Origin of the sequence: Mycobacterium celatum (assembly GCF_002101595.1) — a bacterium.
GTDB lineage: Bacteria > Actinomycetota > Actinomycetes > Mycobacteriales > Mycobacteriaceae > Mycobacterium > Mycobacterium celatum.
This window is the reverse complement of sequence record NZ_LQOM01000037.1, coordinates 179,348-199,149: the sequence shown is the minus strand read 5'-3', so window position 1 is coordinate 199,149 and position 19,802 is coordinate 179,348. Positions and strand designations below refer to the sequence as shown.

22 protein-coding genes are annotated in these 19,802 nt (G+C 66.6%); 12 read left to right on the top strand and 10 right to left on the bottom strand.

Going from position 1 to position 19,802, the window contains the following annotated elements:
- Positions 1-90 precede the first annotated feature (90 nt).
- The 7 genes from AWB95_RS17225 to AWB95_RS17195 all read right to left on the bottom strand — a co-directional run bounded on the left by AWB95_RS17225 (position 91) and on the right by AWB95_RS17195 (position 7,454).
- Positions 91-1,299 carry an MFS transporter gene (locus AWB95_RS17225; RefSeq protein ID WP_420799446.1) on the bottom strand — a complete coding sequence of 403 codons (1,209 nt, stop codon included), beginning with the start codon at positions 1,297-1,299 and terminating at the stop codon, positions 91-93.
- Positions 1,296-1,814 carry a hypothetical protein gene (locus tag AWB95_RS17220; protein WP_085168436.1) on the bottom strand — a complete coding sequence of 173 codons (519 nt, stop codon included), beginning with the start codon at positions 1,812-1,814 and terminating at the stop codon, positions 1,296-1,298. The genes AWB95_RS17225 and AWB95_RS17220 overlap by 4 nt, the downstream gene beginning before the upstream one ends.
- Position 1,815: 1 nt before the next feature.
- Positions 1,816-3,075, bottom strand: a complete 1,260-nt coding sequence (locus AWB95_RS17215; RefSeq protein ID WP_085168435.1) for a molybdopterin-dependent oxidoreductase — start codon at positions 3,073-3,075, stop codon at positions 1,816-1,818.
- Positions 3,072-4,328, bottom strand: coding sequence for an SAM-dependent methyltransferase (locus tag AWB95_RS17210; protein WP_085168434.1), 1,257 nt, complete (start codon positions 4,326-4,328; stop codon positions 3,072-3,074). Before AWB95_RS17210 ends, AWB95_RS17215 begins: the two co-directional genes overlap by 4 nt.
- A 19-nt stretch (positions 4,329-4,347) precedes the next feature.
- Positions 4,348-4,935: a fasciclin domain-containing protein gene (locus tag AWB95_RS17205; RefSeq protein WP_062539164.1), complete on the bottom strand. Its 588-nt coding sequence runs from the start codon at positions 4,933-4,935 to the stop codon at positions 4,348-4,350.
- Positions 4,936-5,002: 67 nt separating this feature from the next.
- Positions 5,003-6,685: a cytochrome c biogenesis protein DipZ gene (locus tag AWB95_RS17200; protein WP_062539163.1), complete on the bottom strand. Its 1,683-nt coding sequence runs from the start codon at positions 6,683-6,685 to the stop codon at positions 5,003-5,005.
- A 106-nt stretch (positions 6,686-6,791) separates the two neighbouring features.
- A complete protein-coding gene (locus AWB95_RS17195) occupies positions 6,792-7,454 on the bottom strand; it encodes a fasciclin domain-containing protein (protein WP_062539169.1) in 663 nt (220 codons plus the stop codon).
- A 130-nt stretch (positions 7,455-7,584) separates the two neighbouring features.
- Here AWB95_RS17195 and AWB95_RS17190 point away from each other — a divergent pair, with 130 nt between their 5' ends.
- The 6 genes from AWB95_RS17190 to AWB95_RS17165 are packed head-to-tail and all read left to right on the top strand — an operon-like array spanning position 7,585 to position 12,901.
- The gene (locus AWB95_RS17190) at positions 7,585-8,883 is read left to right on the top strand and encodes an NAD(P)/FAD-dependent oxidoreductase (protein WP_062539162.1); all 1,299 of its coding nucleotides are present in this window, start codon (positions 7,585-7,587) and stop codon (positions 8,881-8,883) included.
- Positions 8,883-9,575: a DUF1365 domain-containing protein gene (locus tag AWB95_RS17185; protein ID WP_062539168.1), complete on the top strand. Its 693-nt coding sequence runs from the start codon at positions 8,883-8,885 to the stop codon at positions 9,573-9,575. The genes AWB95_RS17190 and AWB95_RS17185 overlap by 1 nt, the downstream gene beginning before the upstream one ends.
- Positions 9,572-10,831, top strand: a complete 1,260-nt coding sequence (locus AWB95_RS17180; protein WP_085168433.1) for a class I SAM-dependent methyltransferase — start codon at positions 9,572-9,574, stop codon at positions 10,829-10,831. Before AWB95_RS17185 ends, AWB95_RS17180 begins: the two co-directional genes overlap by 4 nt.
- Entirely contained in the window at positions 10,828-11,613 is a 786-nt protein-coding gene (locus AWB95_RS17175) for a DUF1295 domain-containing protein (protein ID WP_062539161.1), read from the top strand. Before AWB95_RS17180 ends, AWB95_RS17175 begins: the two co-directional genes overlap by 4 nt.
- 35 nt (positions 11,614-11,648) lie before the next feature.
- Positions 11,649-12,212, top strand: coding sequence for a sigma-70 family RNA polymerase sigma factor (locus AWB95_RS17170; RefSeq protein WP_062539167.1), 564 nt, complete (start codon positions 11,649-11,651; stop codon positions 12,210-12,212).
- Positions 12,209-12,901: an anti-sigma factor gene (locus AWB95_RS17165; RefSeq protein ID WP_062539160.1), complete on the top strand. Its 693-nt coding sequence runs from the start codon at positions 12,209-12,211 to the stop codon at positions 12,899-12,901. The genes AWB95_RS17170 and AWB95_RS17165 overlap by 4 nt, the downstream gene beginning before the upstream one ends.
- Positions 12,902-12,912: 11 nt before the next feature.
- On the opposite strand, the gene AWB95_RS17160 is transcribed toward AWB95_RS17165, so the two are convergent.
- Together AWB95_RS17160 and AWB95_RS17155 are read right to left on the bottom strand one after the other, a co-directional pair.
- Positions 12,913-13,878, bottom strand: coding sequence for an alpha/beta fold hydrolase (locus AWB95_RS17160; RefSeq protein WP_373280756.1), 966 nt, complete (start codon positions 13,876-13,878; stop codon positions 12,913-12,915).
- A 1-nt stretch (position 13,879) separates the two neighbouring features.
- Positions 13,880-14,581 (bottom strand): TetR/AcrR family transcriptional regulator, encoded by a 702-nt coding sequence (locus tag AWB95_RS17155; protein WP_062539158.1) that lies wholly within the window; start codon positions 14,579-14,581, stop codon positions 13,880-13,882.
- 119 nt (positions 14,582-14,700) lie between these two features.
- Here AWB95_RS17155 and AWB95_RS17150 point away from each other — a divergent pair, with 119 nt between their 5' ends.
- The 6 genes from AWB95_RS17150 to deoC all read left to right on the top strand — a co-directional run bounded on the left by AWB95_RS17150 (position 14,701) and on the right by deoC (position 18,646).
- Positions 14,701-16,056, top strand: coding sequence for a DUF445 domain-containing protein (locus tag AWB95_RS17150; RefSeq protein WP_084706993.1), 1,356 nt, complete (start codon positions 14,701-14,703; stop codon positions 16,054-16,056).
- A gap of 85 nt (positions 16,057-16,141) precedes the next feature.
- Positions 16,142-16,534, top strand: a complete 393-nt coding sequence (locus AWB95_RS17145; protein ID WP_062539156.1) for a helix-turn-helix domain-containing protein — start codon at positions 16,142-16,144, stop codon at positions 16,532-16,534.
- Positions 16,535-16,601: 67 nt separating this feature from the next.
- The gene (locus tag AWB95_RS17140) at positions 16,602-17,219 is read left to right on the top strand and encodes a hypothetical protein (RefSeq protein ID WP_062539155.1); all 618 of its coding nucleotides are present in this window, start codon (positions 16,602-16,604) and stop codon (positions 17,217-17,219) included.
- 83 nt (positions 17,220-17,302) lie between these two features.
- Positions 17,303-17,575 carry a DUF2516 family protein gene (locus AWB95_RS17135; protein ID WP_373280755.1) on the top strand — a complete coding sequence of 91 codons (273 nt, stop codon included), beginning with the start codon at positions 17,303-17,305 and terminating at the stop codon, positions 17,573-17,575.
- A gap of 4 nt (positions 17,576-17,579) precedes the next feature.
- Positions 17,580-17,969, top strand: coding sequence for a DUF2599 domain-containing protein (locus AWB95_RS17130; RefSeq protein ID WP_084706992.1), 390 nt, complete (start codon positions 17,580-17,582; stop codon positions 17,967-17,969).
- The gene (deoC, locus tag AWB95_RS17125) at positions 17,969-18,646 is read left to right on the top strand and encodes a deoxyribose-phosphate aldolase (RefSeq protein ID WP_085168432.1); all 678 of its coding nucleotides are present in this window, start codon (positions 17,969-17,971) and stop codon (positions 18,644-18,646) included. Before AWB95_RS17130 ends, deoC begins: the two co-directional genes overlap by 1 nt.
- A 52-nt stretch (positions 18,647-18,698) precedes the next feature.
- On the opposite strand, the gene AWB95_RS17120 is transcribed toward deoC, so the two are convergent.
- Positions 18,699-19,784: an LmeA family phospholipid-binding protein gene (locus AWB95_RS17120; RefSeq protein ID WP_085168431.1), complete on the bottom strand. Its 1,086-nt coding sequence runs from the start codon at positions 19,782-19,784 to the stop codon at positions 18,699-18,701.
- Positions 19,785-19,802 lie beyond the last annotated feature (18 nt).

Here is a 19,802-nt window from a genome sequence, read left to right as displayed (position 1 = left end):
TGCGTTTTGTTGCATGCCCGCCGTCGTTCTGGTCCCACCGGGGGTCGGGCAGTGCCGCAGCCCCTGACGTAAGTGCAGAATACGGCGGCATCAACTGGCGGCTTTCCGGTCGTCAGGCGTCGTGCCGGGAGAGCGGACCGGTACAACCGGCAGCGCCGCTAGCGGGAACAACCCGCATACCGCGAACGCCACCGGATAACCGGCCGCCACGATCAATTCCGCAAAGACGGGCGGTGCGACTGCCACCACCAGCCGCTCAAAGGTGTTCTGCTTGGCCAGCGCCCATCCGCTCCAGAACGGTCCTGCGATCTCCGGGATCGTGGTGAATGGCAGCCCGTTGTCGCCGGTGATCGCCGACGCGACCACCATGACCGGTATCGCGAACGCGGAGCCCGAGTGATCGGTGAGCGCCAGCACCATCATGACCGCGGCGGTCGCCATGGCGATCTTGCGGACCGGCCGCATTCGCGAGCCAACGCGGTCGGCCCATCGGCCGGCCGCGATACGGCCCACCGCGCCGAGCAGCTGCGACGCGCCCACCAGCGCACCGGCCCATGCCATCGATAGACCGTGCTCGCCGATGAACCAGATCAGCATGAACGTCAGGACCACCGGCTGCGGCACCATCAGCAGCGCCGACGCCAAATGAATACGCCACAACACGGCGCCGCGGTAGAGGTTGCCGAGTTCGGAAAATTTGACGTCGCCCCGATCGGGTCGTAGCGGGTCATGCACGCCCAGGGCGCTGGTTGCTGCCGCCACCGCACACAGCACCGCCGGAAACAACAGCGCCACCGAGAAGTTGCGTTTGGCCAACTCGGGGATTGCCAAGGCGGCCACCGCAATTCCCAGCGGCTGCGCTGTCTGCCGTATTCCCATCACCAGGGCCCGCTGATGTTTCGGGAAACAACCGGTTACCAGCCGGCCGCTGGCACTGGTGCAGCCGCCGGCAGCCATGCCGCCGAGGACCAGGAATATACCAATTGCCATTATCGAGTGCACCGACGCCGCGGCGAAACCGGCCGCGGCAGTCACCCCTAAACCCGTGGTGAGCACAATCCGCTCACCGAAACGGTCCAGTAGGTAGCCCCACGGGATGAGGGTCAGCATCATGCCGAAGCTCGGCGCGGACGCCAGCAGGGCCGCCTCCGCCAGGCCGGTACCCCGTCGGGCCAGGGCAGGGATCAAGAAGGCGACACCGTTGATGAAAACGTTGGCGGACAACGTCGCAGCCAACGACACCGTCAGCATTGACCAGCGCCGGGCAGTGCTGATCTCGCCGACGGTCTCGGTGCTCAACGGAGCACCTTTGAGGCGGTTCGGCTTGCACGCCGACGTGTCACCGTCACCCGGATCGTATAGATGACGGCGCTGGCGCCGAACATGATCGCGGTCAGCATCAGCCACCGACCGAAAAAAGGTTGCTGGGTCAGACCGGTGTCCTCGAAATACTTTTCCGCACCCTGTTCGATGATGTCCGGCAAGAAGATGAGCAGTATCAGCCCGGATCCAAGCGCCGGCACGCGCAGATGATTGCGCAGCGGAACGAGCGGCTCGCGGCAGTATTTGACCGCGACACCCAGGAGTTGATCGGCCACCGAGTAGACCGGAAACAGCACGAGGTCGTGGAAGACGATCGCTGCGCCGAACCACAGCGCTATCGATTTCCACCACGCCCCCTCTGGCTTCAACAATGCAGAAGGACCGGCCGTCACAATCAGGTAGGCGAGCAGCGCGAAGCCGCCCACCATCGTCAGCAGATGCAGCGGACCGGATCCGTACATGCTGCGGAAACGCGTGGTCAGCCGGGGCATTTCAGCTTGCCTCGAAATCGATGGAAGCCACCCATTTGGTGTTGTGCACACCGGGCAGCGCCGGGACGATGACCCGGGCCGGGTAGCCATGATCGAGTGAGAGGTCGGCGCCGTTGACCCGCAACGCCAGCATGGCATCAGGGTGGCCAATCTGATTGGCTTGCAATGTTGCTCCGTTGAAGCTGCCCCTGCGACCCAGCGAGGCTACGCGGGCCGAGCGTGGCGCGGACACGCCTGCCAGCGCGGCCAGATCGGCCAGTCGCACCCCGCTCCACGCCTGCACAGTCGACCAACCCTGGACGCAGGCGATCGGCAACCGGGCGCTGTGTTGGGGCATCTCGGTCAGCTGGTTGCGGTCCAGCAACACCGGTGCGGGGCCGCCGCGCAGGGTAAGCCGCCAGCGCTCACCGGTGGCCGCCCGATCGACACCGACTCCCGCAGCGGTCTTGTTGATACGAAAGTCGTTGGGCCCCTTTCCTGTCGTGTCTCCAGTAGGGAGCAGCAGAGGCAGGTGGCGCGCAATACCGCCGATCGCCTGTCCGGCGGTGACGACGGCGGTCAGCGCCACGCCGCCACCGACGAGCGCGAGCGCACCGCGGCGGCTCATGGTCGCCGGTGCCGGGTCGGCGGCCACCAGCCCGTCCGGATCGGGCGTCTCGGGACGGGTATCGACGGTGTTGGTGCGCAACACGTCCCGAAACGGCACCGACCGCAGCGCGCTGATCATCCGCGGAACCTTGACGACGATGTGCATGACGAAGCCGGCGATGAACACCCATGCGCCGTAATAGTGCGCCGGGTAGAAACTGAACCCGTAGATGTAGTCGTACTGGATGTCGAGCACTCCGGTGACCATCTCGAACAGAATTCCGCCGACCAGCATGGCTATCGAAACCCGTTCCAGCACTTGGGCGATCGAACGCGCCGGCGGCCACGTGAACAGGCGCGGGATCACCGACCATAGCTTGGCCGACACCACCGGAATCAGCACCAGTCCCAGCCCGACGTGGACGCCCTGGCTGACTCGATACAGCCAGGCCGGGCGAGTGGGCCAATCGAACAATGGCAGCCTGAGCCAGCCCACGTGGCTGGGCAGCGCCTGGCCGAATTGCGGCGAATAGGCGATATACGACAGCAGCCCGGTCAGGATCACGATGGGCAGCGCCACCAACAGCACCGAACCGAACACCGAAGTCAGCCACGGTCCGCGCAGCGGGCTGCGCCACCGATGCACCCCGCGCGGCCGGTCAAAATCACTCATGGCGCCACCGGTCGGCGGTGATGCTTCTCGGGCCGGGCAAGCAGGATCTGGTCGACGCCCATGCGGCCCTGCGCAAACGCGAGCCGTCCCCCGGTCAAGTACAGTCGCCAGACGCGGGCGGCTTCCTCGCCGATCAGTGCTACCGCGACATCCCAGTGGGTTTCGAGGTTGTCGATCCAGGCCCCCGCGGTGCGCACATAGTGTTCACGCATGCCTTCGACCGCGATCGTCTCCAGGCCTGCTTCTTCGAACAGCGCAATGGTCTGGCTGAGGGGTCGCATGTGCATGTCTGGGGCAATGAACGATTCGATGAACGGTCCGCCGCCCGGGTGGCGGCCACGCCGTGACATCTGCTGGATCACCACCCGGGCGCCCGGGCGAACGCACGCGTGCAGGATCCGGGCATAGGCCCGGTAGTTGCGCCGGCCCACGTGTTCGCCCATCTCGATCGACGCTGCCGCATCGAACGGCCCATCAGTGAGGGCGCGGTAATCCTGGACGCGGATTTCCACTCGGTTGTCGAGTCCGCGCTCGGCCAGTGCGGCGTCGATGTAGGCCTTCTGCTCACCCGAGAGGGTTACGCCCACGACCCGCGCGCCGTAATGCTCGGCGGCGTGCAGACTCAGCGAGCCCCAGCCGCATCCCACGTCGAGCAGCCGCATGCCGTGTTGCAGGCCGATCTTGTGGCAGACCCGGTCCAGCTTTTCGTGCTGGGCCCGCGCGAGGGTGGCGTTCGGGTCGGATGATTCCCAATAGCCGCACGAGTAACTCATCGACGGGTCGAGGAGCAGGCGGTAGAACGCATTGGACAGGTCGTAGTGGTGACTGATCGCCGCCCTGTCGCGAGCCGGACTGTGCCGTCTGCCGCGCACCCGGGCCTGAGCGGCCGGTGGCGGCAGCGGTCCGCCGAGCGCGCCCAGCCGGGCCGCAACCGTCACCAGCCGGACCAGCGCCCACGGTGATCGCCGGGTGGTCATCAGTCGGCGTTCGGTGATGTGTGACCACACCCTGGCCAGTGCCGACCCGAGATCGCCGTCGACGTCGAGGTCGCCGCAGACGTAGGCCTGCGCGGCCCCGAGCTCGCCGGGGTGCCAAAGCATGCGACGAAGTGCGGCTGCCCTGCACAGCCGCACGGTCGGGGCGTTCGCCGGCCCGGCGGTGCTGCCGTCCCAGCCGACTAGACGTACCGGCAACTCACCGCCGATCAGCGGCTCGATTGTGGCCGCCAGCGTGGGCGCAACCGCTGTTGTCATACGGTGTCGGTGCCGCCCCTTACTGGCCGGGTGGCATCAGGACGGTGTCGATCATGTAGACCGTGGCATTGGCGGTCGGCACGCCGCCGCAGACCAAACCGGCGTTGTTGATCCGCAGATCGTTGCCCTGACCGGCCACGTTGACGGTGCCGCCCTGCAGAGTCTTTTGGGTGCCAACGACTCTGGCGGGGCTCAGCTGGCCCTGCACGACGTGGTAGGTCAGAATCTTGTTCAGCAGGTCGGAGTTGGTCTTGAGCTGGTCGATGGTCGACGCGGGCAGCTTGTTGAACGCGGCGTCGGTCGGCGCGAACACGGTGTACTGCCCGTTGTTGAGCGTGTCGACGAGGTTCACGTTGGGGTTGAGCTGGCCGGACACCGCCGCGGTCAGCGTGGTCAGCTCAGGGTTGTTCGACGCGGCCGTCGCCACCGGGTCCTGCGACATTCCTTGCACCGACGCCGGGCCATCGGGATGCATCGCCGCATAGTCCGCGCAGCCCGGGCCGACCAGATCCGCCGCGGCCGCGGTGGGCGAGCCGGCCACCGCCAGGCTCACCGCGGCGGCTGCCGCGAAAGCGGTCGCTGCAATCGACTTGTATTGGTTGTTCATTTCGGTTGGCTCCCTTCGTCGTCTCGACACCGGTTATTCGAAGCCGGGGCGACGCCGGATTGGGTGACTACCCGTAGGTGAACGAATACAAGGTGAGTCCCTGGCTGGGTTGCAGCTGAAGGCTTCCGCGTGTCACGTCGTGGCCGGCGACGATTTGGTGGGATGTCGGCGGTCCGCTGACCGGCAGCGTGGTGGTCTCACCGGCCCGCGTCACGGTCAGGTTTCCGGTACCGCCGACGACGACGTAGACATCCTTGGCGTGGTAGTTCAACTCGATGCTCGAGGCGTTGCTGTCGGCCGTGGCTCCTTGGTAGTCAAGTTTCCACGGGCCTTGCAGCGCGAACGAGTCGTCCGGCAAGGAGGGTGGGAATGCGAACGTCGCCGAACCTTCGTCGTAGACACCGGTTCCGGCGTAGTTGACCACCTTGCCGACTCCGAAGTAAGTCTCGGGTGTCAGCCCGGGCGGCGGGGTGGTGTCCGGGGCGTCAACCGGCGGGGGCAGCTTGACGCCGGGGTGGGCGTCGGTCAGCAACTGGCGGATCAGCTTTTCGGTGCCGCTGTAGTCTCCTTCGCCGAACTTGATGTGCCGCACGTTGCCGCCGGCACAGATCAGATACTCGGCCGGCCAGTATCGGTTGCGGTAGTTGGTCCAGGTGGAGTAGCCGTTGTCCAACGCGATCGGGTAAGTGATGCCCAGATCGGCGGCGCCCTTTTTGACGTTGCCGGGCACCTTTTCAAAGGCGTACTCGGGGGTGTGTACGCCGATGACTTCGAAACCCTTGTCCCGGTAGGCCCGATACCAGCCTTCGACGTGCGGAATTGCGCGTTGGCAGTTGATGCAGGAATACGCCCAGAAGTCAACCAGTACTACTTTGCCCCGCAGCGAGTGCACGTCGATCGGCTTGTCGCCTGGCGTATTCAGCCATGCGGCAATGCCTTTGATGTCGGGGGCCGGCCCGCAGTTCTGCAGGGCGGAGGCTCCGTTGGTGCAGTTGGCCAGTTGCTTGTTCTGCTCGTTGACGATGCCACCGAGGTTGAGCTTCTGCCGGATCTGGTCATCGCCGCCGAGCTTGTTCTGCAGCGAGGCGGTGTAGTCGGGGACGGCTCGCTGCAACATGGTCGGCAGGTTGAACACCAATGCCACGGCGAGCAGGATCGTCACGACCCCCGCTGCGATGCGGATCTGCCGCTGGCGACGCCGAAACGCGTTGATCCGTTCGGCGACTCGTTGGCCGGCCAGCGCGAAGAACAACAAGGGAATCGCTGTGCCCACGGCAAACGCCACGGTCAGCACGATGATGGGAAACCCGATGTTCGCGGTGGCCCCGGCCACCACGATCGCTGCGAGAACCGGGCCCGCGCACGGAACGTAGAGCACACCCAACGCCAGTCCGAGACCGAAGCCCTTTGTGCGCGTGGCGATTCGCTTTTGCGGGATGCGGGAGAACGGGCGCTCGAGCAGTTGCTCGAACTTCGGGAAGATCAGGCCGATGCCTATCGCCACCAACGCCACGAGCGCGACCCAGCGAATCGCGTCCTGCGGCAGGTGAAGCAGCGACAGCAATGCCGACCCGGCCAGCGTTATCAAGCTGAAGCTGCACACCAGGCCGCCGATCACCCGGTACGGGCGCGCACGCTCGCCGGTGTTCTGTGCGCCGGAGAAGAAGATCACGGGCAACACCGGAAGTATGCACGGCGATATACCGGTGATCAGGCCTCCGACCAGACCAATCAGCACTAGAGACAACATGTTTGGTATTCGGTGCCGCGTCCGGCTTGGATGGGTGTCGCGAACCGCATGAATGCGACAAGGCAGCCCGCCGCTGCGAGCTGCCTTGCCTAGGGAAGTTAGACGTTCATTGCCCGGGCGGCGTGAGCACGGTGTCGATCATGTACACCGTCGCGTTCGCGGTGTGCACCCCGCCGCACACCAGCCCCGCGTCGTTGACCTTGAGTCCGTTTCCCTGCCCGGTGACGTTCACGTTGGCGCCCTGCAACGTCTTGTGCGTGCCGTCGACCATTGCCGGACTCTGCTGCCCCTGCACCACGTGGTAGGTCAGGATGTTCTTGAGCATGTCGGCATTGGTCTTGAGCTCGTCGATCGTCGAGGCCGGCAGCTTGGCGAACGCGTCGTTGGTCGGCGCGAACACCGTGTACTGGCCGTTGTTGAGGGTGTCGACCAGGTTCACGTTCGGGTTCAGCTTGCCTGAGAGCGCCGAGGTCAACGTGCTCAGCATCGGGTTGTTCGACGCGGCCGTGGCGACCGGGTCCTGCGCCATTCCTGCCACCGAAGCCGGGCCGCTGGGATGCAGTGCGGCGTAATCCGCGCAGCCCGGGCCGATCAGATCGGCGGCCGGACCCGCCATTGCCGACGTCGTCACCGGCGCTGCCGTGCTGGTCGCCGGACTTGTGTTCGTCTGTTTCTCGGACTCGGATTTGTTGCTCGAACACGCGGAGAACCCCACGACCGCGAGGGCGGCCAGGCCCGCCGCGAGTGTCTTGCTCTGAAGATGCTTCATGCCGCTTGGCTCCTTGGTCATGGCGGCAAACAGCCGCCGCTTTCGGGTCGGACACAGGTCATTCGGAGTGACCGCCGTCACGGACGGGTCGGGAGTCCATCCGTGTCGCCGGCCTCTCCGAATACCTGGTGTGCAAGGGTCATTCCGGCGTTCGGTTGCGGTGATCGGCAGCGGCGTCGCCGGACTTACTGCCGCCTACGTCTTGTCCGCACGGGACCGGGTCACCCTGTATGAGGCGGACACCCGGCTGGGCGGCCACGCCCACACACACATCGTCGACCGCGGCGACGGCACCGTTGTCGCCGTCGACTCGGCCTTCCTGGTGCACAACGACCGCACATATCCGACGCTGTGCCGGTTGTTCACCGAGCTCGGCGTGGCCACCCAGGAATCGGAGATGTCGATGTCTGTGCGCGCCGACGACACCGGACTGGAATACGCCGGCGCGCTCGGCGTGGGCGGGCTTTTCGCGAGCCGGCAATCGCTGCGACCGCGCTATCTCGGCATGCTCGCCGAGATCATCCGCTTTCACCGCGTCGCGACCCGGCTTTTGCGGGACGGCGCCGAGGACCACCTGGAGACGTTGGGCGACATCCTGAGCCGCCACCGGTTTTCGGCGTTTTTTGTCGAGCACTTCATCAGACCGCTGGTGGCGGCGGTGTGGTCATGCAGCGGCGACGACGCGCTTCGCTACCCGGCGCGCTACCTGTTCGTCTTCCTCGACCACCACGGCATGCTGTCGGTCTTCGGCTCGCCGACGTGGCGGACGGTGACGGGCGGATCGGCGCGCTACGTCGAGGCCGTCGCATCACGGCTTCACGAAATCGCGACGGGCACCCCGGTGCGCTTGCTGCGCCGGTTGTCCGACGGGGTGCTGGTACAGGCCGGCGCCGCGGCGCCGCGGTTTTTCGACGCGGCCGTCGTGGCCGTCCACCCTGACCAGGCACTGCTTTTGCTCGACGACCCCTCCCCGCACGAGCGGGCGGTGCTGGGCGCGATTCCGTACTCGACCAACCGCGCTCAACTGCACACCGACGAGTCGGTGCTGCCCCGGCACCGGCGGGCCCGCGCATCGTGGAATTACCTGATCACGTCGCACAACAACCAAGTCGTGGTCAGCTACGACGTCAGTCGGTTGATGCGGATCGACGCCGACCGCCGGTTCTTGGTGTCACTTGGTGGCCACGGCCGCGTCGACCCGCGATCCGTGATCGCCGAGATGACCTACAGCCATCCTCTATACACGCCGGAATCCGTTGCCGCCCAACGGCTATTGCCTACGCTGGATGACGATCGGGTGACGTTCGCCGGCGCCTACCACGGCTGGGGATTCCACGAGGACGGTGCGGCCTCGGGGGTGCGGGCCGCCCGACGGCTGGGCGCCGATTGGCCGGCACGTGTCGGGCGTACGGAGGTGATGGCGTGTTGATGACACCGGCGATCTACCGCACCACGATCACGCACGACCGCCAAGCGCCGGTGCGGCACTTTTTCGAATACCGCAGCTATAGCTGGTATGTCGACATCGACGAACTGCCGTCGCTGCCCCGGTGGCTGCGGCCGCTCGCGCGGTTCGATCCCGGCGACCACCTCACCGGCCGGCCCGGTGATTCGCTGCGCCAGCGGGTGGATGCCTTTCTCGCAGACCGCGACGTGCCCGCCCCGGGCCGGGTGACTGCGCTGCTGCAGGCGCGGGTGCTCGGCTACGTGTTCAATCCCATCAGTATCTTCTGGTGTCACGACCGCGACGGCGTGCTCCGTCACGTCGTCGCCGAGGTCCACAACACCTACGGAGAACGCCACGCTTACCTGCTACCCCCGGCGAACAGGGCGGTGCTGGTCACCAAGAAGTTCTACGTCTCGCCGTTCAACCCGGTGTTCGGCCACTATCTGGTGTTGGCGCCTCGCCCCGAGCACCGGCTGAACGTGACGGTGACGCTCTGCGGCGACGGCCGGCCGGCCTTCGTGGCTACCCTGCGCGGTACCCGGCGTCCGGCAACCGCGGCGAACGTCCTGCGAATGCAGTTGCGCGCGCCGTTGGCTCCGCTGATGGTGGCCCTGCGCATTCGGATCCAGGGGATCAAACTGTGGCTACGACGAGTCCCGGTGGTGCCTCGATGAGCACTGCCACGAACGAAACCTGCTCGCCCGCAGTCGATTCGCACCGCTGGCCAGCGGTGGCAAACGTGCCGGCCGGCCCGGCGGCCGCGGTGTCGGCGGTTGTCGCCGACCGGTTGCTGCGCCGAGCGGCTGCGCGGCTGTCGCTGCGACTGGTTTATCCCGACGGCACGGTGGTCGGCGGCGGCGACTTGACCTCACCGACACTGGCGATCCGCCAGCCCGGCCGGATGGCCCGACGGATCGGGCGTCACGGCCTGATCGGGTTCGGTGAGTCCTACATGGCCGGCGAATGGGAGTCGGACAATCTGACCGCAGCGCTCACGATTTTGGCGACGCAGGTTGGCGAACTCGTGCCGGCAGCGTTGCGCTGGCTTAGACCGATCGCCCTTGCGCGTCAACCCCGTTCGCCCTACAGCAGTCGTGAACGGGATCGGCGCAACGTCGGTGCGCACTACGACCTGTCGAACGACCTGTTTGGGGAGTTCCTCGACGAGACGATGACGTACTCGTGCGCATTGTTCAACCGCCTACCAGCGTCCTGGCCGGACCTGGCCGATGCTCAGCGGCGCAAGATCGATCGGCTGCTGGATGCAGCAGGGGTGCAGGCGGGCAGTCGCGTGCTCGAGATCGGCACCGGCTGGGGCGAGCTGTGCATTCGCGCGGCAAGGCGCGGAGCGCAGGTCCGCTCGGTGACCCTGTCGGTGCAGCAGCAACAGCTGGCACAACAACGAGTTGCCGCCGCTGGACTGTCTGACCGCGTCCATGTCGACCTGCGTGATTACCGCGACGTCGGCGGCAACTACGACGCGGTCATCTCCGTCGAGATGATCGAGGCGATTGGATTTCACGCGTGGCCCAACTACTTTCGGACGCTCGAGCGGCTGCTGATGCCCCGTGGACGGGTAGCGATCCAGGCGATCACAATGCCGCATGCCCGGATGCTGTCCACCCGCAAGACACACACCTGGATCCAGAAGTACATTTTTCCAGGGGGCCTGATCCCCTCGGCGGAAGCAATCCGGGGGATAGTCGCGGAGCACACCGGCTTGCGCACCGTCGATACGGTCTCGTTGCGCTGCCACTACGCCGAGACGCTGCGGTTGTGGCGGGAAAGGTTCCTTCAGCGTCGAATTACCCTGTCGCACATGGGATTCGACGAGGTATTTGCGCGGATGTGGGAGTTCTACCTGGCATATGCTGAGGCCGGCTTCCGGTCGGGTTATCTCGACGTCTACCAGTGGACGTTCGTCCGATGAGCGTTGTCGTGGTATCTGCTGGGTCGGCTGTGGCGCTGGTTGTGGTACACGCGGTCACCTTCGTTATCGGCCGGCGCATCGGCCGCTACAACGTTGTGGATGTGGCCTGGGGAATCGGGTTCATCGCCGTTGCTGCGGTGGCGGCGGTCGTAGGCGGTGGTGACGTGATCCGGCGGTGGCTGCTGCTGGCTCTGGTCGCGATCTGGGGCCTGCGGCTGAGTTGGCACATGTACCGCAAGTCGGCCGGCAAGGGCGAGGATCCGCGCTATGCCGACCTGCTCGGTGCCGAGCCGTCGGTGGGCCGGGTGCTGCGGAAGGTCTTCCTGCTCCAGGGGTTCGCGACGTGGTTCGTCTCGTTGCCGCTGCAGGCGTCGGCGGTCGCCGGCCCCACGTCGCGGCGATTGCTGGTGGTTACCGTCGTCGGCGTCTTGCTGTGGGCCGTTGGCCTCGTCGTGGAAGCCGTCGGCGATCGTCAGTTGCGGGTGTTCAAGGCCGACCCCGCGCATCGCGGCATGGTGATGGATCGCGGCCTGTGGGCGTGGACGCGGCATCCCAATTACTTCGGCGACGCGTGCGTGTGGTGGGGATTATGGCTGATCACGATCACAGGGGCAGGGGCGCTGGCGACCGCGGCTTCGCCGCTGCTGATGACCTACTTCTTGGTGTATGCGACCGGCGCGCGGCGCACCGAGAAGTACATGGCGGACCGCCCTGGTTTCGCCGAATACCAGGCGCGGACGCCGTTTTTCGTTCCGCGCCCGCCCGGTTTGGCCAGGAGATGACGACCGTCGCGGCGGAGAGGATAGGCTACCGGTCGATGACCGGACCGTCGCGGCAAGGCAGCGACCTCGACGCATTGCTGCGCCGGGTCGCGCGTCGCGACGCCGACGCGTTCGCGACGTTGTACGACCACACGAGGGCGCGGGTTTACGGACTGGTGATGCGCGTGCTGCGCGACGCGGGATACAGCGAAGAGACCACCCAGGAGGTGTACCTCGAGGCCTGGCGAACCGCGAGCAGTTATGACTCCGCCAAGGGGTCTGCCCTCTCCTGGTTGCTGACCATGGCGCACCGGCGCGCCGTCGACCGGGTCCGCTCCGAACAGGCCGCCAGTCTGCGCGAATCGCGCTACGGTGCGGCCGCCGTGGACCCACCCAGCGACGTCGTCGCCGATTCGGCGATCACCGGCGACGAACGGCGGCGGGTGGCCGAGTGCCTTGACGCGCTGACCGACGCCCAGCGGCAGTGCATCGAGCTGGCTTACTATGGCGGATTAACCTATGTCGAAGTGTCACAACGACTCTCGATCAACTTGTCGACTATCAAATCGCGAATGCGCGACGCGTTGCGCGGGCTGCGGAATTGCCTGGGTGTGTCATGACCGAGCCGACCGATTTCGAACTGCTCGAGCTGGCCACGCCCTATGCGTTGCACGCCATCTCCGACGAGGAACGCAGCGCGATTGACCGGGAACTCGCGGCGGCCTCTCCGGCGGTGGTCGAGGCGTTCCGCGAAGAAGTGCGTGCGGTCCGCGAGACGATGGCGGTGATGTCGGCGGTAACCGCAGCCGAGCCGCCGGCCGATCTGCGCGAAGCGGTGCTCGCTGTAGCGAAGCAGCCGCGTCGGTCGCGTAGGCGCACAGCAGCATTGGCTGCAGCAGCGGCAATTGTGGTGGGAGTCGGGGCGTTCGGCGCGGGAATTGCGCTGAGACCACCCGCAACGCCGACGGTGGCCGAGCAGGTCATGGCCGCACCGGATGTGCGGTCCGTCTCCCGTCCGCTCGCCGACGGGGGCACAGCGACGGTGGTGTTCTCCCGCGAGCGCAACGCGGGCGTGCTGGTGATGAACAATGTTCCGCCGCCATCGCCGGGCACCGTCTACCAAATGTGGCTACTGAGTAACAAGGGCCCCGTCTCGGCCGGAACAATGAGCACCGCCGCCGTTGCACCGTCGACCACCGCCGTGTTGTCCAGGCTGGGTGATTCCAGCGCGCTCGCGTTCACGGTCGAACCCGGGAGTGGCTCACAGCAACCCACTGGCAAGATCTTCGCCGAACTGCCGTTGAGCTGACCAGCCGGCGGCTACGTGGTTGTTTCGGGCATTGCTGCAGGCGTGGACGGCGCCCGGACTGCGAACTCCACACCGGCGCGTACAGCCGGTGGGTGCCGCAGGATGCGGTAGTGCGCGAGACGTCCGAGACCGCGGGTCGACGTCAAGCTCGCGCCCGGCCACACACTCACCAACTGCTCACTGCCTGCCAGGGGTGAATCTGGGTCGTCCGGGTCGTGGACAACCAGCAGCGGCGGCGGATCCGCAATGGACGATGCCAAATGCAGCAGGTCGGAGTGCAGCAGCGGAAAACCCAGCCGGTGGTCGAGCCGTCGGTGCAGCGCATCGCGGATGCGCGGGCCGAAACCGTGGCGGCGCGCAAACCAATCGAGGTAGAAGGAAAAACCGCCCATCGGGGCTAAAAACACCAGCCGCTCAGCGGATGCGCCCCATGACAGCGCCAGCGCCGTGGCCTTGGCGCCGAGGGAGTGCGCGATGATCGCCCGCGCGGGGCCGTGGGTATCCACCATCGCCTGCACCGCACGCGCACACTCGGCGATCGTGGTGCGGCCCGGTGCCAGCTCACCCGGCCCGGATTCGTGGTGGCTGGGTAGGTCGAAGGCAACAACACGGTGCCCCGCCGCGACGAGCGGCTTGACGAAGACGCCGAGGTGCGCGCGGCATCCACCCCACCCGTGGACCAGGTAAACCGGCGGTCCCTCGCCCCACGCCTCGCCGGTGACGCGGTGCCCCGACCACCATGCCCGGATAGGTTCGCCTGGGCCTACACCGGGCGGCATGCGAGTCGACTTGGGCTCGGGCGGCGAACACCACAACTCGATCGCCCAGCGGGCACCCAGACGCGGAGCGAACCGCTCCAGAATGCCGAACGCCCTGCGCACCCGGGGTGACACGGGAGGCTCAAGACCCGATCCTTCATCCGCGCAGGCGTCATCGCCGTCGTTCACAGGCGCAGTCCCTTCCCGTAGCGGTATCAGCTCAGTGCGGCAGCGGCGGGACGATCGGCGGCGGGTGCGGTTGGCTGCGGAACTTCTCCAGCGATCCGCCGACCTCGACGATCCCACACAACGCACTCCAGCTCAACATGGTCAGGTAGTCGATCAGCTCGTCGGCGGTCATCCGCGGATCCAGTAACCACGAGTGGGTGGCCAGTTGTACGCCGCCGACGATCATGTACGCCCACGGTTCCACCCCGCCGATGTCCATCCCGGCCTCTTTCATGCGGCGGCGCAGCATCACCGCGAGCATGCGGGCGATGATTCGCTCTGAATCGGCGACCACCTTGTTCTTACCGGGCGAGTTGTTCGTCATCACGAACCGATACGGCTCCGGCTCCGCGGCCACCGTCTCGACGTAGACCCGGATGATCTCTCGGGTGAGGTCGAAGCCGTCGAGGTTCGACGACAGTGCGGCCGCCATGTTGGGAATCAGGGTTTGCTGCGCGAACCGCATCATCACCGCGGTGGTCAGGTCGTTCTTGTCCACGAAGTAGCGGTACAGGACGGTCTTGGAGACCCCGATCTCACCGGCGATCTCGTCCATGCTGACGTACTGACCGCGCCGGCGGATGGCTTCGATCGTCCCGTCGATCAGCTCATTGCGGCGCTCCACCTTGTGCTGGTGCCAACGCCGCTTCCGGCCATCAGTCTTTACGGCGCCGGCCGGGACCTGCTGTGCCACTATCGCGGATTCCAATTCATCAGACTTTGTCGATACTACGTGCTTCTCCTGGCCCCTCGTAGCCTCGCAGCTGGGCCGGTAACAGGTAACTATCCATTTTCATAGCGGATGATGGGGGGGTGGTACATCGAGCCAATCCGGCGGCACGGCCGGAACGGGGGAGGTTGGCGATCGGAGTGCAGCGCACCCCGGTGTCGCTGGCGGAGTCGTTCGTCGCGGCCGATCCGCAGGCCGACGCCGAACGGCGCCGGTCCCTGCGCCGGATGAAGGTGGTGGCGCTGAGCTTCCTGGTCGGCGCCACCGGGATATTTCTGGGCTGCCGCTGGGCCCAGTCAGGCGGTGGCGCGGCCGCCTGGGTCGGCTACGTCGGCGCGGCCGCCGAGGCGGGCATGGTCGGTGCCCTGGCGGACTGGTTCGCGGTTACCGCGCTGTTCAAGCATCCGCTCGGCATTCCGATCCCGCACACCGCGATCATCAAGCGCAAGAAAGACCAGCTCGGCGAGGGCCTGGGCACGTTCGTGCGGGAGAACTTCCTGTCACCGCCGGTGGTCGAGACAAAGCTGCGGGATGCGCAGATCGCGGGCCGGCTGGGCAAGTGGCTGTCGGACATCTCCCACGCACAACGGGTGGCGGCCGAGAGCGCGACGGTGCTGCGGGTGCTGATGGAACTGCTGCGCGACGAGGACGTCCAGCATGTCATCGACCGGATGATCGTGCGACGCATCGCCGAACCGAAATGGGGCCCGCCGGTGGGCCGCGTGCTGGCCACCCTGCTAGCGGAGAACCGGCAGGAGGCCCTGATCCAGTTGCTGGCCGACAGGGCGTTCCAGTGGTCGCTGAATGCCGGTGAGGTCATCCAGCGCGTGGTCGAGCGGGACTCGCCGAGCTGGTCGCCGCGGTTTATCGACCACCTCGTCGGCGACCGCATCCACCGCGAGCTGATGGATTTCACCGACAAGGTGCGCCGCAACCCCGACCACGAGCTGCGCCGCTCAGCGACCCGCTTCCTTTTCGAGTTCGCCGACGATCTGCAGCACGACGAGGCGACGATCGCCCGGGCCGAGGCGGTCAAGGAGCAGCTGATGGCCCGCGATGAGGTCACCAATGCCGCCGCGACGGCCTGGAAGACGTTGAAACGGCTGGTGCTCGAGGGCGTCGACGACCCGTCCAGCGCGCTGCGCACCCGCATTGCCGACACGGTGGTGCGGATCGGTGAGTCGCTACGCGACGACGCCGACCTGCGCGACAAGGTCGACGACTGGATCGTGCGCGCCGCCCAGCACCTGGTTTCGCAGTACGGGGTTGAGATCACCACGATCATCACCGACACCATCGAGCGCTGGGACGCCGCCGAGGCCAGCCGTCGCATCGAGCTGCACGTCGGCCGCGACCTGCAGTTCATCCGGATCAACGGCACCGTGGTGGGCTCGCTGGCCGGCCTGGTCATCTACACGATTGCCCAGCTAATGTTCTGAGCTCTGCTAACAGTGCTTGCAATAGTTAGCACTCGGTCGTACTGTGGTGCGCGTCAGCACCGACGATCAGACGCGAGGAGCACCAATGCCGCAGGACGAGAAGCTTGCTGCAGTGGTGTCCACGGCTGCGTCAGACATCGGCAGTTTCATCAGGGCGCAGCGTGAGGCGGCCCAGGTGTCGGTGCGGCAGTTGGCGGAAAAGGCCGGTGTCAGCAATCCGTATCTGTCCCAGATCGAGCGCGGATTGCGGAAACCGTCCGCTGACGTACTCAACCAGATCGCCAAGGCACTGCGGGTCTCTGCCGAGGTTCTCTATGTGCGGGCCGGGATTCTCGAACCCAGCCCGACCAGTGAGGTCCGCGACGCCATCGTCACCGACACGGCGATCACCGAGCGGCAGAAACAGGTTCTGCTCGACATCTACACGTCCTTCGTCCAACAGAACGAAGCGGCGCGTGAGGAACCGACACCTGCCTAAGCGTTGGGTATGCCAACTGTTCGACCCGCCGCTACGAGAAACCATCCATCGAAAGGAAACACACACCATGGCCGACAACCCGACCGTTGACGATCTGAAGGCCCCGTTGCTCGCCGCACTCGGCGCCGCCGACCTGGCGCTGGCCACGGTCAACGACCTGCTCATCGAACTGCGCGAGCGCGCCGAAGAGACCCGCACCGACACCCGCAGCCGGGTCGAGGAGCGCCGCGCCCGCCTGGCCAAGCGCCGCGAAGAGCTGCCCGAGCAGCTGCGTGAGCAACTGCGCGAGCTGCGTGAGCGGTTCACCGCCGACGAACTGCGCTCGGCCGCCGAGGGCTACTTGGAGGCGGCGACCAACCGCTACAACGAGTTGGTCGAGCGCGGCGAGGCCGCGCTGGAGCGGCTGCGCAGCCAGCAGAGCTTCGAGGACGTGTCGGCACGCGCCGAGGGCTACGTCGACCAGGCCGTCGAGCTGACCCAGGAGGCGCTGGGCACCGTGGCTTCGCAGACCCGCGCGGTCGGCGAGCGCGCCGCCAAGCTGGTCGGCATCGAGCTGCCCGGTAAGAAGGCTCCGGCGAAGAAGGCTCCGGCCAAGAAGACGGCGGCCAAGAAGGCCCCGGCCAAGGCTGCGGCCAAGAAGGCTCCGGCCAAGAAGGCGGCGGCCAAGAAGGTCACGCAGAAGTAACAGCGCTACCACCTCGACTCCGAGTTGCCCGGCCGGGCAACTCGGAGTCGACGTTTTTACGGCTGCCCGCATACCCTTAGAGGGTGAGCCTTGTGCAAAGCGTCCTGACCTGCCTGCTGATCGCCGTGCTCCTGACAACGCTGTATGCGTTCGTGCACGCGGCAATGCAGCCACCGGACGCCTACACCGCCGCAGACAAAATGACCAAACCGATCTGGCTGGTGATCCTGGGCGTCGCCATGCCGCTGGCCTGGTTGCTGGGCGTACTCGGGATGGCGATCGCCGCTGGCGCGGCTGGCCTCTACCTAGTCGATGTGCGTCCCAAACTCCTTGAGATTCAAGGCAAATCGCGCTAGTCGTATGCGAGCTTTCGCTGTGCTGGGGGTGGTGTTTTTCGCGCTGCTTGCCGCGGCTCCCGCGTCCGCGGAAACGGCAACGCCGCCATTTGTGGACCACACCGAATGGGTGCAGTGGGGCAGCGGAGCCAGCCTGCGGGTGTATCCGACCCCGTCGGCGCGGGCGGCCGCCCGGCAGGGCCAATACCGCAGCGACGAGGCCTGGGCCGAAGTGCTGGCCAAGGCGCCGGGCGCCGACACTCCCGGGATGCGCGCGCAGTTCGTCTGTCACTGGGAGGTGGCCGAGTTCGCGGAACCGGGCAAGACCAGCTGGAACCTCGAGCCGTGGCGCCCCGTCGTCGACGATGCCACGATGCTCGCGTCGGGCTGTAACCCCGGCGGCGCCGAAATCTGATGCCGCCCAACCGAAACCAGGTCGCAGCCCTGGTCGACCACACTCTGCTCAAACCCGAGGCCACCGCCGCTGACGTGGCCGCCGTCGTCGCCGAAGGCGCCGAATTGGGCGTCTACGCCGTCTGCGTCTCGCCGTCGATGGTGCCGGTCGCGGCCAAAGCCGGTGATGTGCGGATCGCCGCGGTCGCGGGATTCCCGTCGGGCAAGCACCTGCCCGAGGTGAAGGCGCGCGAAGCGGCGCTGGCCGTCGCATCCGGGGCCGGCGAGATCGACATGGTGATCGACGTGGGCGCCGCGCTGGCCGGTGAGATCGCGGCGGTCGGGTCCGATATCGCGGCGGTGCGCGCCGCCGTGCCGACCGCCGTGCTCAAGGTGATCGTCGAGTCCGCGGTGCTGTTGAGCATGGCCGGTGAGCGCACCCTGGTCGACGTGTGCCGCGCCGCCGAGGACGCCGGAGCGGACTTCGTGAAGACGTCCACGGGATTTCATCCCGCCGGCGGGGCCTCGGTGGCGGCGGTCGCGCTGATGGCCGAAACCGTCGGCGGGCGGCTCGGCGTCAAGGCCAGCGGCGGCATCCGCACCGCCGCCGACGCCGTCACGATGCTCGACGCGGGCGCCACCCGGCTGGGGTTGTCCGGCACCCGCGCAGTGCTCGACGGACTCGCTGAGCAGACGTAAAGGCACCCAAAACCTGCGGTTTTAGGGTGCCTTTACGTCTGGTCGCGCTAGGTCAGAGGTTGTCGAAGCAGGAGTCCTGACTGGACTGCGACGACGCCGGGATAGTGGCGTTCTGGGTCGAAAACGTCGCCTGCACACCGGAATCTGTGACCTTGACGCTGTCGGCGTGGATGCCCAGCGGATAGTTCTGGGTGGCCTTCGAGGTGAGGTCGTCGAGGTTCTTTTGCACCGTGTCCGTCGACATCTTCGAGCCCAGCGCGCTCAGGTCGACCACCTTCAGCGACAGCCCGTTGTTGACGATCTGCGGCTTGAGGGTGGCGCTGTCCAGCAGGCCCTTCAACTGGATGGTCCCGTCACCGGCGTTGGTGGTGACCTTGCTGGCCACAAAGCTGCCCAGCACCGGGATGGCATCCTCGATCGATTGCTTGATGCCGTCCGACGTCCAGGTGATGGTGCCGTTCAGCGAGCCAATGGTGCCCTTGGAGTTGTTGGCGCCGTTCAGGTTGACGTCGTGGATGTCGAGGCTCAGCGTCATGCCCTTGGCGCTGCGCACCTGGTTGCCGGCGGTCTGCACCGAGATGTTGGTGTAGCGGTTGGTGATGTACTGCCACAGCACCGGCGGGGTCACCGCGAACTTCACGGTGGCGCTGTCCTGCGCCTCGCATTCGACCGCGCTGGCCACCTTGCTGTCGGCGGTGTGGCGGGTATAGAGCTCCGCGCCGATCAGTCCGGCGATCACCAGCAGCAACGCGATGACCAGGATCAGCGCTATCGACGTGGGGTTTCGGAAGAAGCTGCGATGGGCTTGCACCGGCGTGTCCTTCGGCTGTGACTGGGTCGAGATCCGAGTGGTGGCCTGCTCCTGCACATTGTGCGTCGGGCCGGCCTGACGCGACTGCGGGTTGGGCGGCGGCGCCGGCTGATGCGGCGGCGGGCCGGCCTGCCGCGGCGGCGGTGGCGGCGGACCGGGCTGGCGCGGCGGCGGGGGCGGAGCGGGCCGGCGGGGCTCCTGCGGTCGGCCGCTCTGCGGGATCCGCTGCGTGGGTGATTGGGACGGGCCGGGAGTCGGCTGCGGGCGGCCTGGGGGACGAGCCCATTCCGACCCGTCGCCGCGAGAGGGACCTTGCGGAGTCGTCACTAGCGCGATTTTGCCCTA

Excerpts from the sequence above, each read along its gene's own strand:
- AWB95_RS17180 (WP_085168433.1), top strand. The coding sequence starts at position 9,572 with ATGAGCACTGCCACGAACGAAACCTGCTCGCCCGCAGTCGATTCGCAC.
- AWB95_RS17215 (WP_085168435.1), bottom strand. The coding sequence starts at position 3,075 with ATGAGTGATTTTGACCGGCCGCGCGGGGTGCATCGGTGGCGCAGCCCG.
- AWB95_RS17140 (WP_062539155.1), top strand. The coding sequence starts at position 16,602 with ATGGCCGACAACCCGACCGTTGACGATCTGAAGGCCCCGTTGCTCGCC.
- AWB95_RS17170 (WP_062539167.1), top strand. The coding sequence starts at position 11,649 with ATGACCGGACCGTCGCGGCAAGGCAGCGACCTCGACGCATTGCTGCGC.
- AWB95_RS17195 (WP_062539169.1), bottom strand. The coding sequence starts at position 7,454 with ATGAAGCATCTTCAGAGCAAGACACTCGCGGCGGGCCTGGCCGCCCTC.
- AWB95_RS17130 (WP_084706992.1), top strand. The coding sequence starts at position 17,580 with ATGCGAGCTTTCGCTGTGCTGGGGGTGGTGTTTTTCGCGCTGCTTGCC.
- AWB95_RS17175 (WP_062539161.1), top strand. The coding sequence starts at position 10,828 with ATGAGCGTTGTCGTGGTATCTGCTGGGTCGGCTGTGGCGCTGGTTGTG.
- AWB95_RS17205 (WP_062539164.1), bottom strand. The coding sequence starts at position 4,935 with ATGAACAACCAATACAAGTCGATTGCAGCGACCGCTTTCGCGGCAGCC.
- AWB95_RS17165 (WP_062539160.1), top strand. The coding sequence starts at position 12,209 with ATGACCGAGCCGACCGATTTCGAACTGCTCGAGCTGGCCACGCCCTAT.
- AWB95_RS17200 (WP_062539163.1), bottom strand. The coding sequence starts at position 6,685 with ATGTTGTCTCTAGTGCTGATTGGTCTGGTCGGAGGCCTGATCACCGGT.
- AWB95_RS17210 (WP_085168434.1), bottom strand. The coding sequence starts at position 4,328 with ATGACAACAGCGGTTGCGCCCACGCTGGCGGCCACAATCGAGCCGCTG.
- AWB95_RS17185 (WP_062539168.1), top strand. The coding sequence starts at position 8,883 with ATGACACCGGCGATCTACCGCACCACGATCACGCACGACCGCCAAGCG.
- AWB95_RS17220 (WP_085168436.1), bottom strand. The coding sequence starts at position 1,814 with ATGCCCCGGCTGACCACGCGTTTCCGCAGCATGTACGGATCCGGTCCG.
- AWB95_RS17145 (WP_062539156.1), top strand. The coding sequence starts at position 16,142 with ATGCCGCAGGACGAGAAGCTTGCTGCAGTGGTGTCCACGGCTGCGTCA.
- deoC (WP_085168432.1), top strand. The coding sequence starts at position 17,969 with ATGCCGCCCAACCGAAACCAGGTCGCAGCCCTGGTCGACCACACTCTG.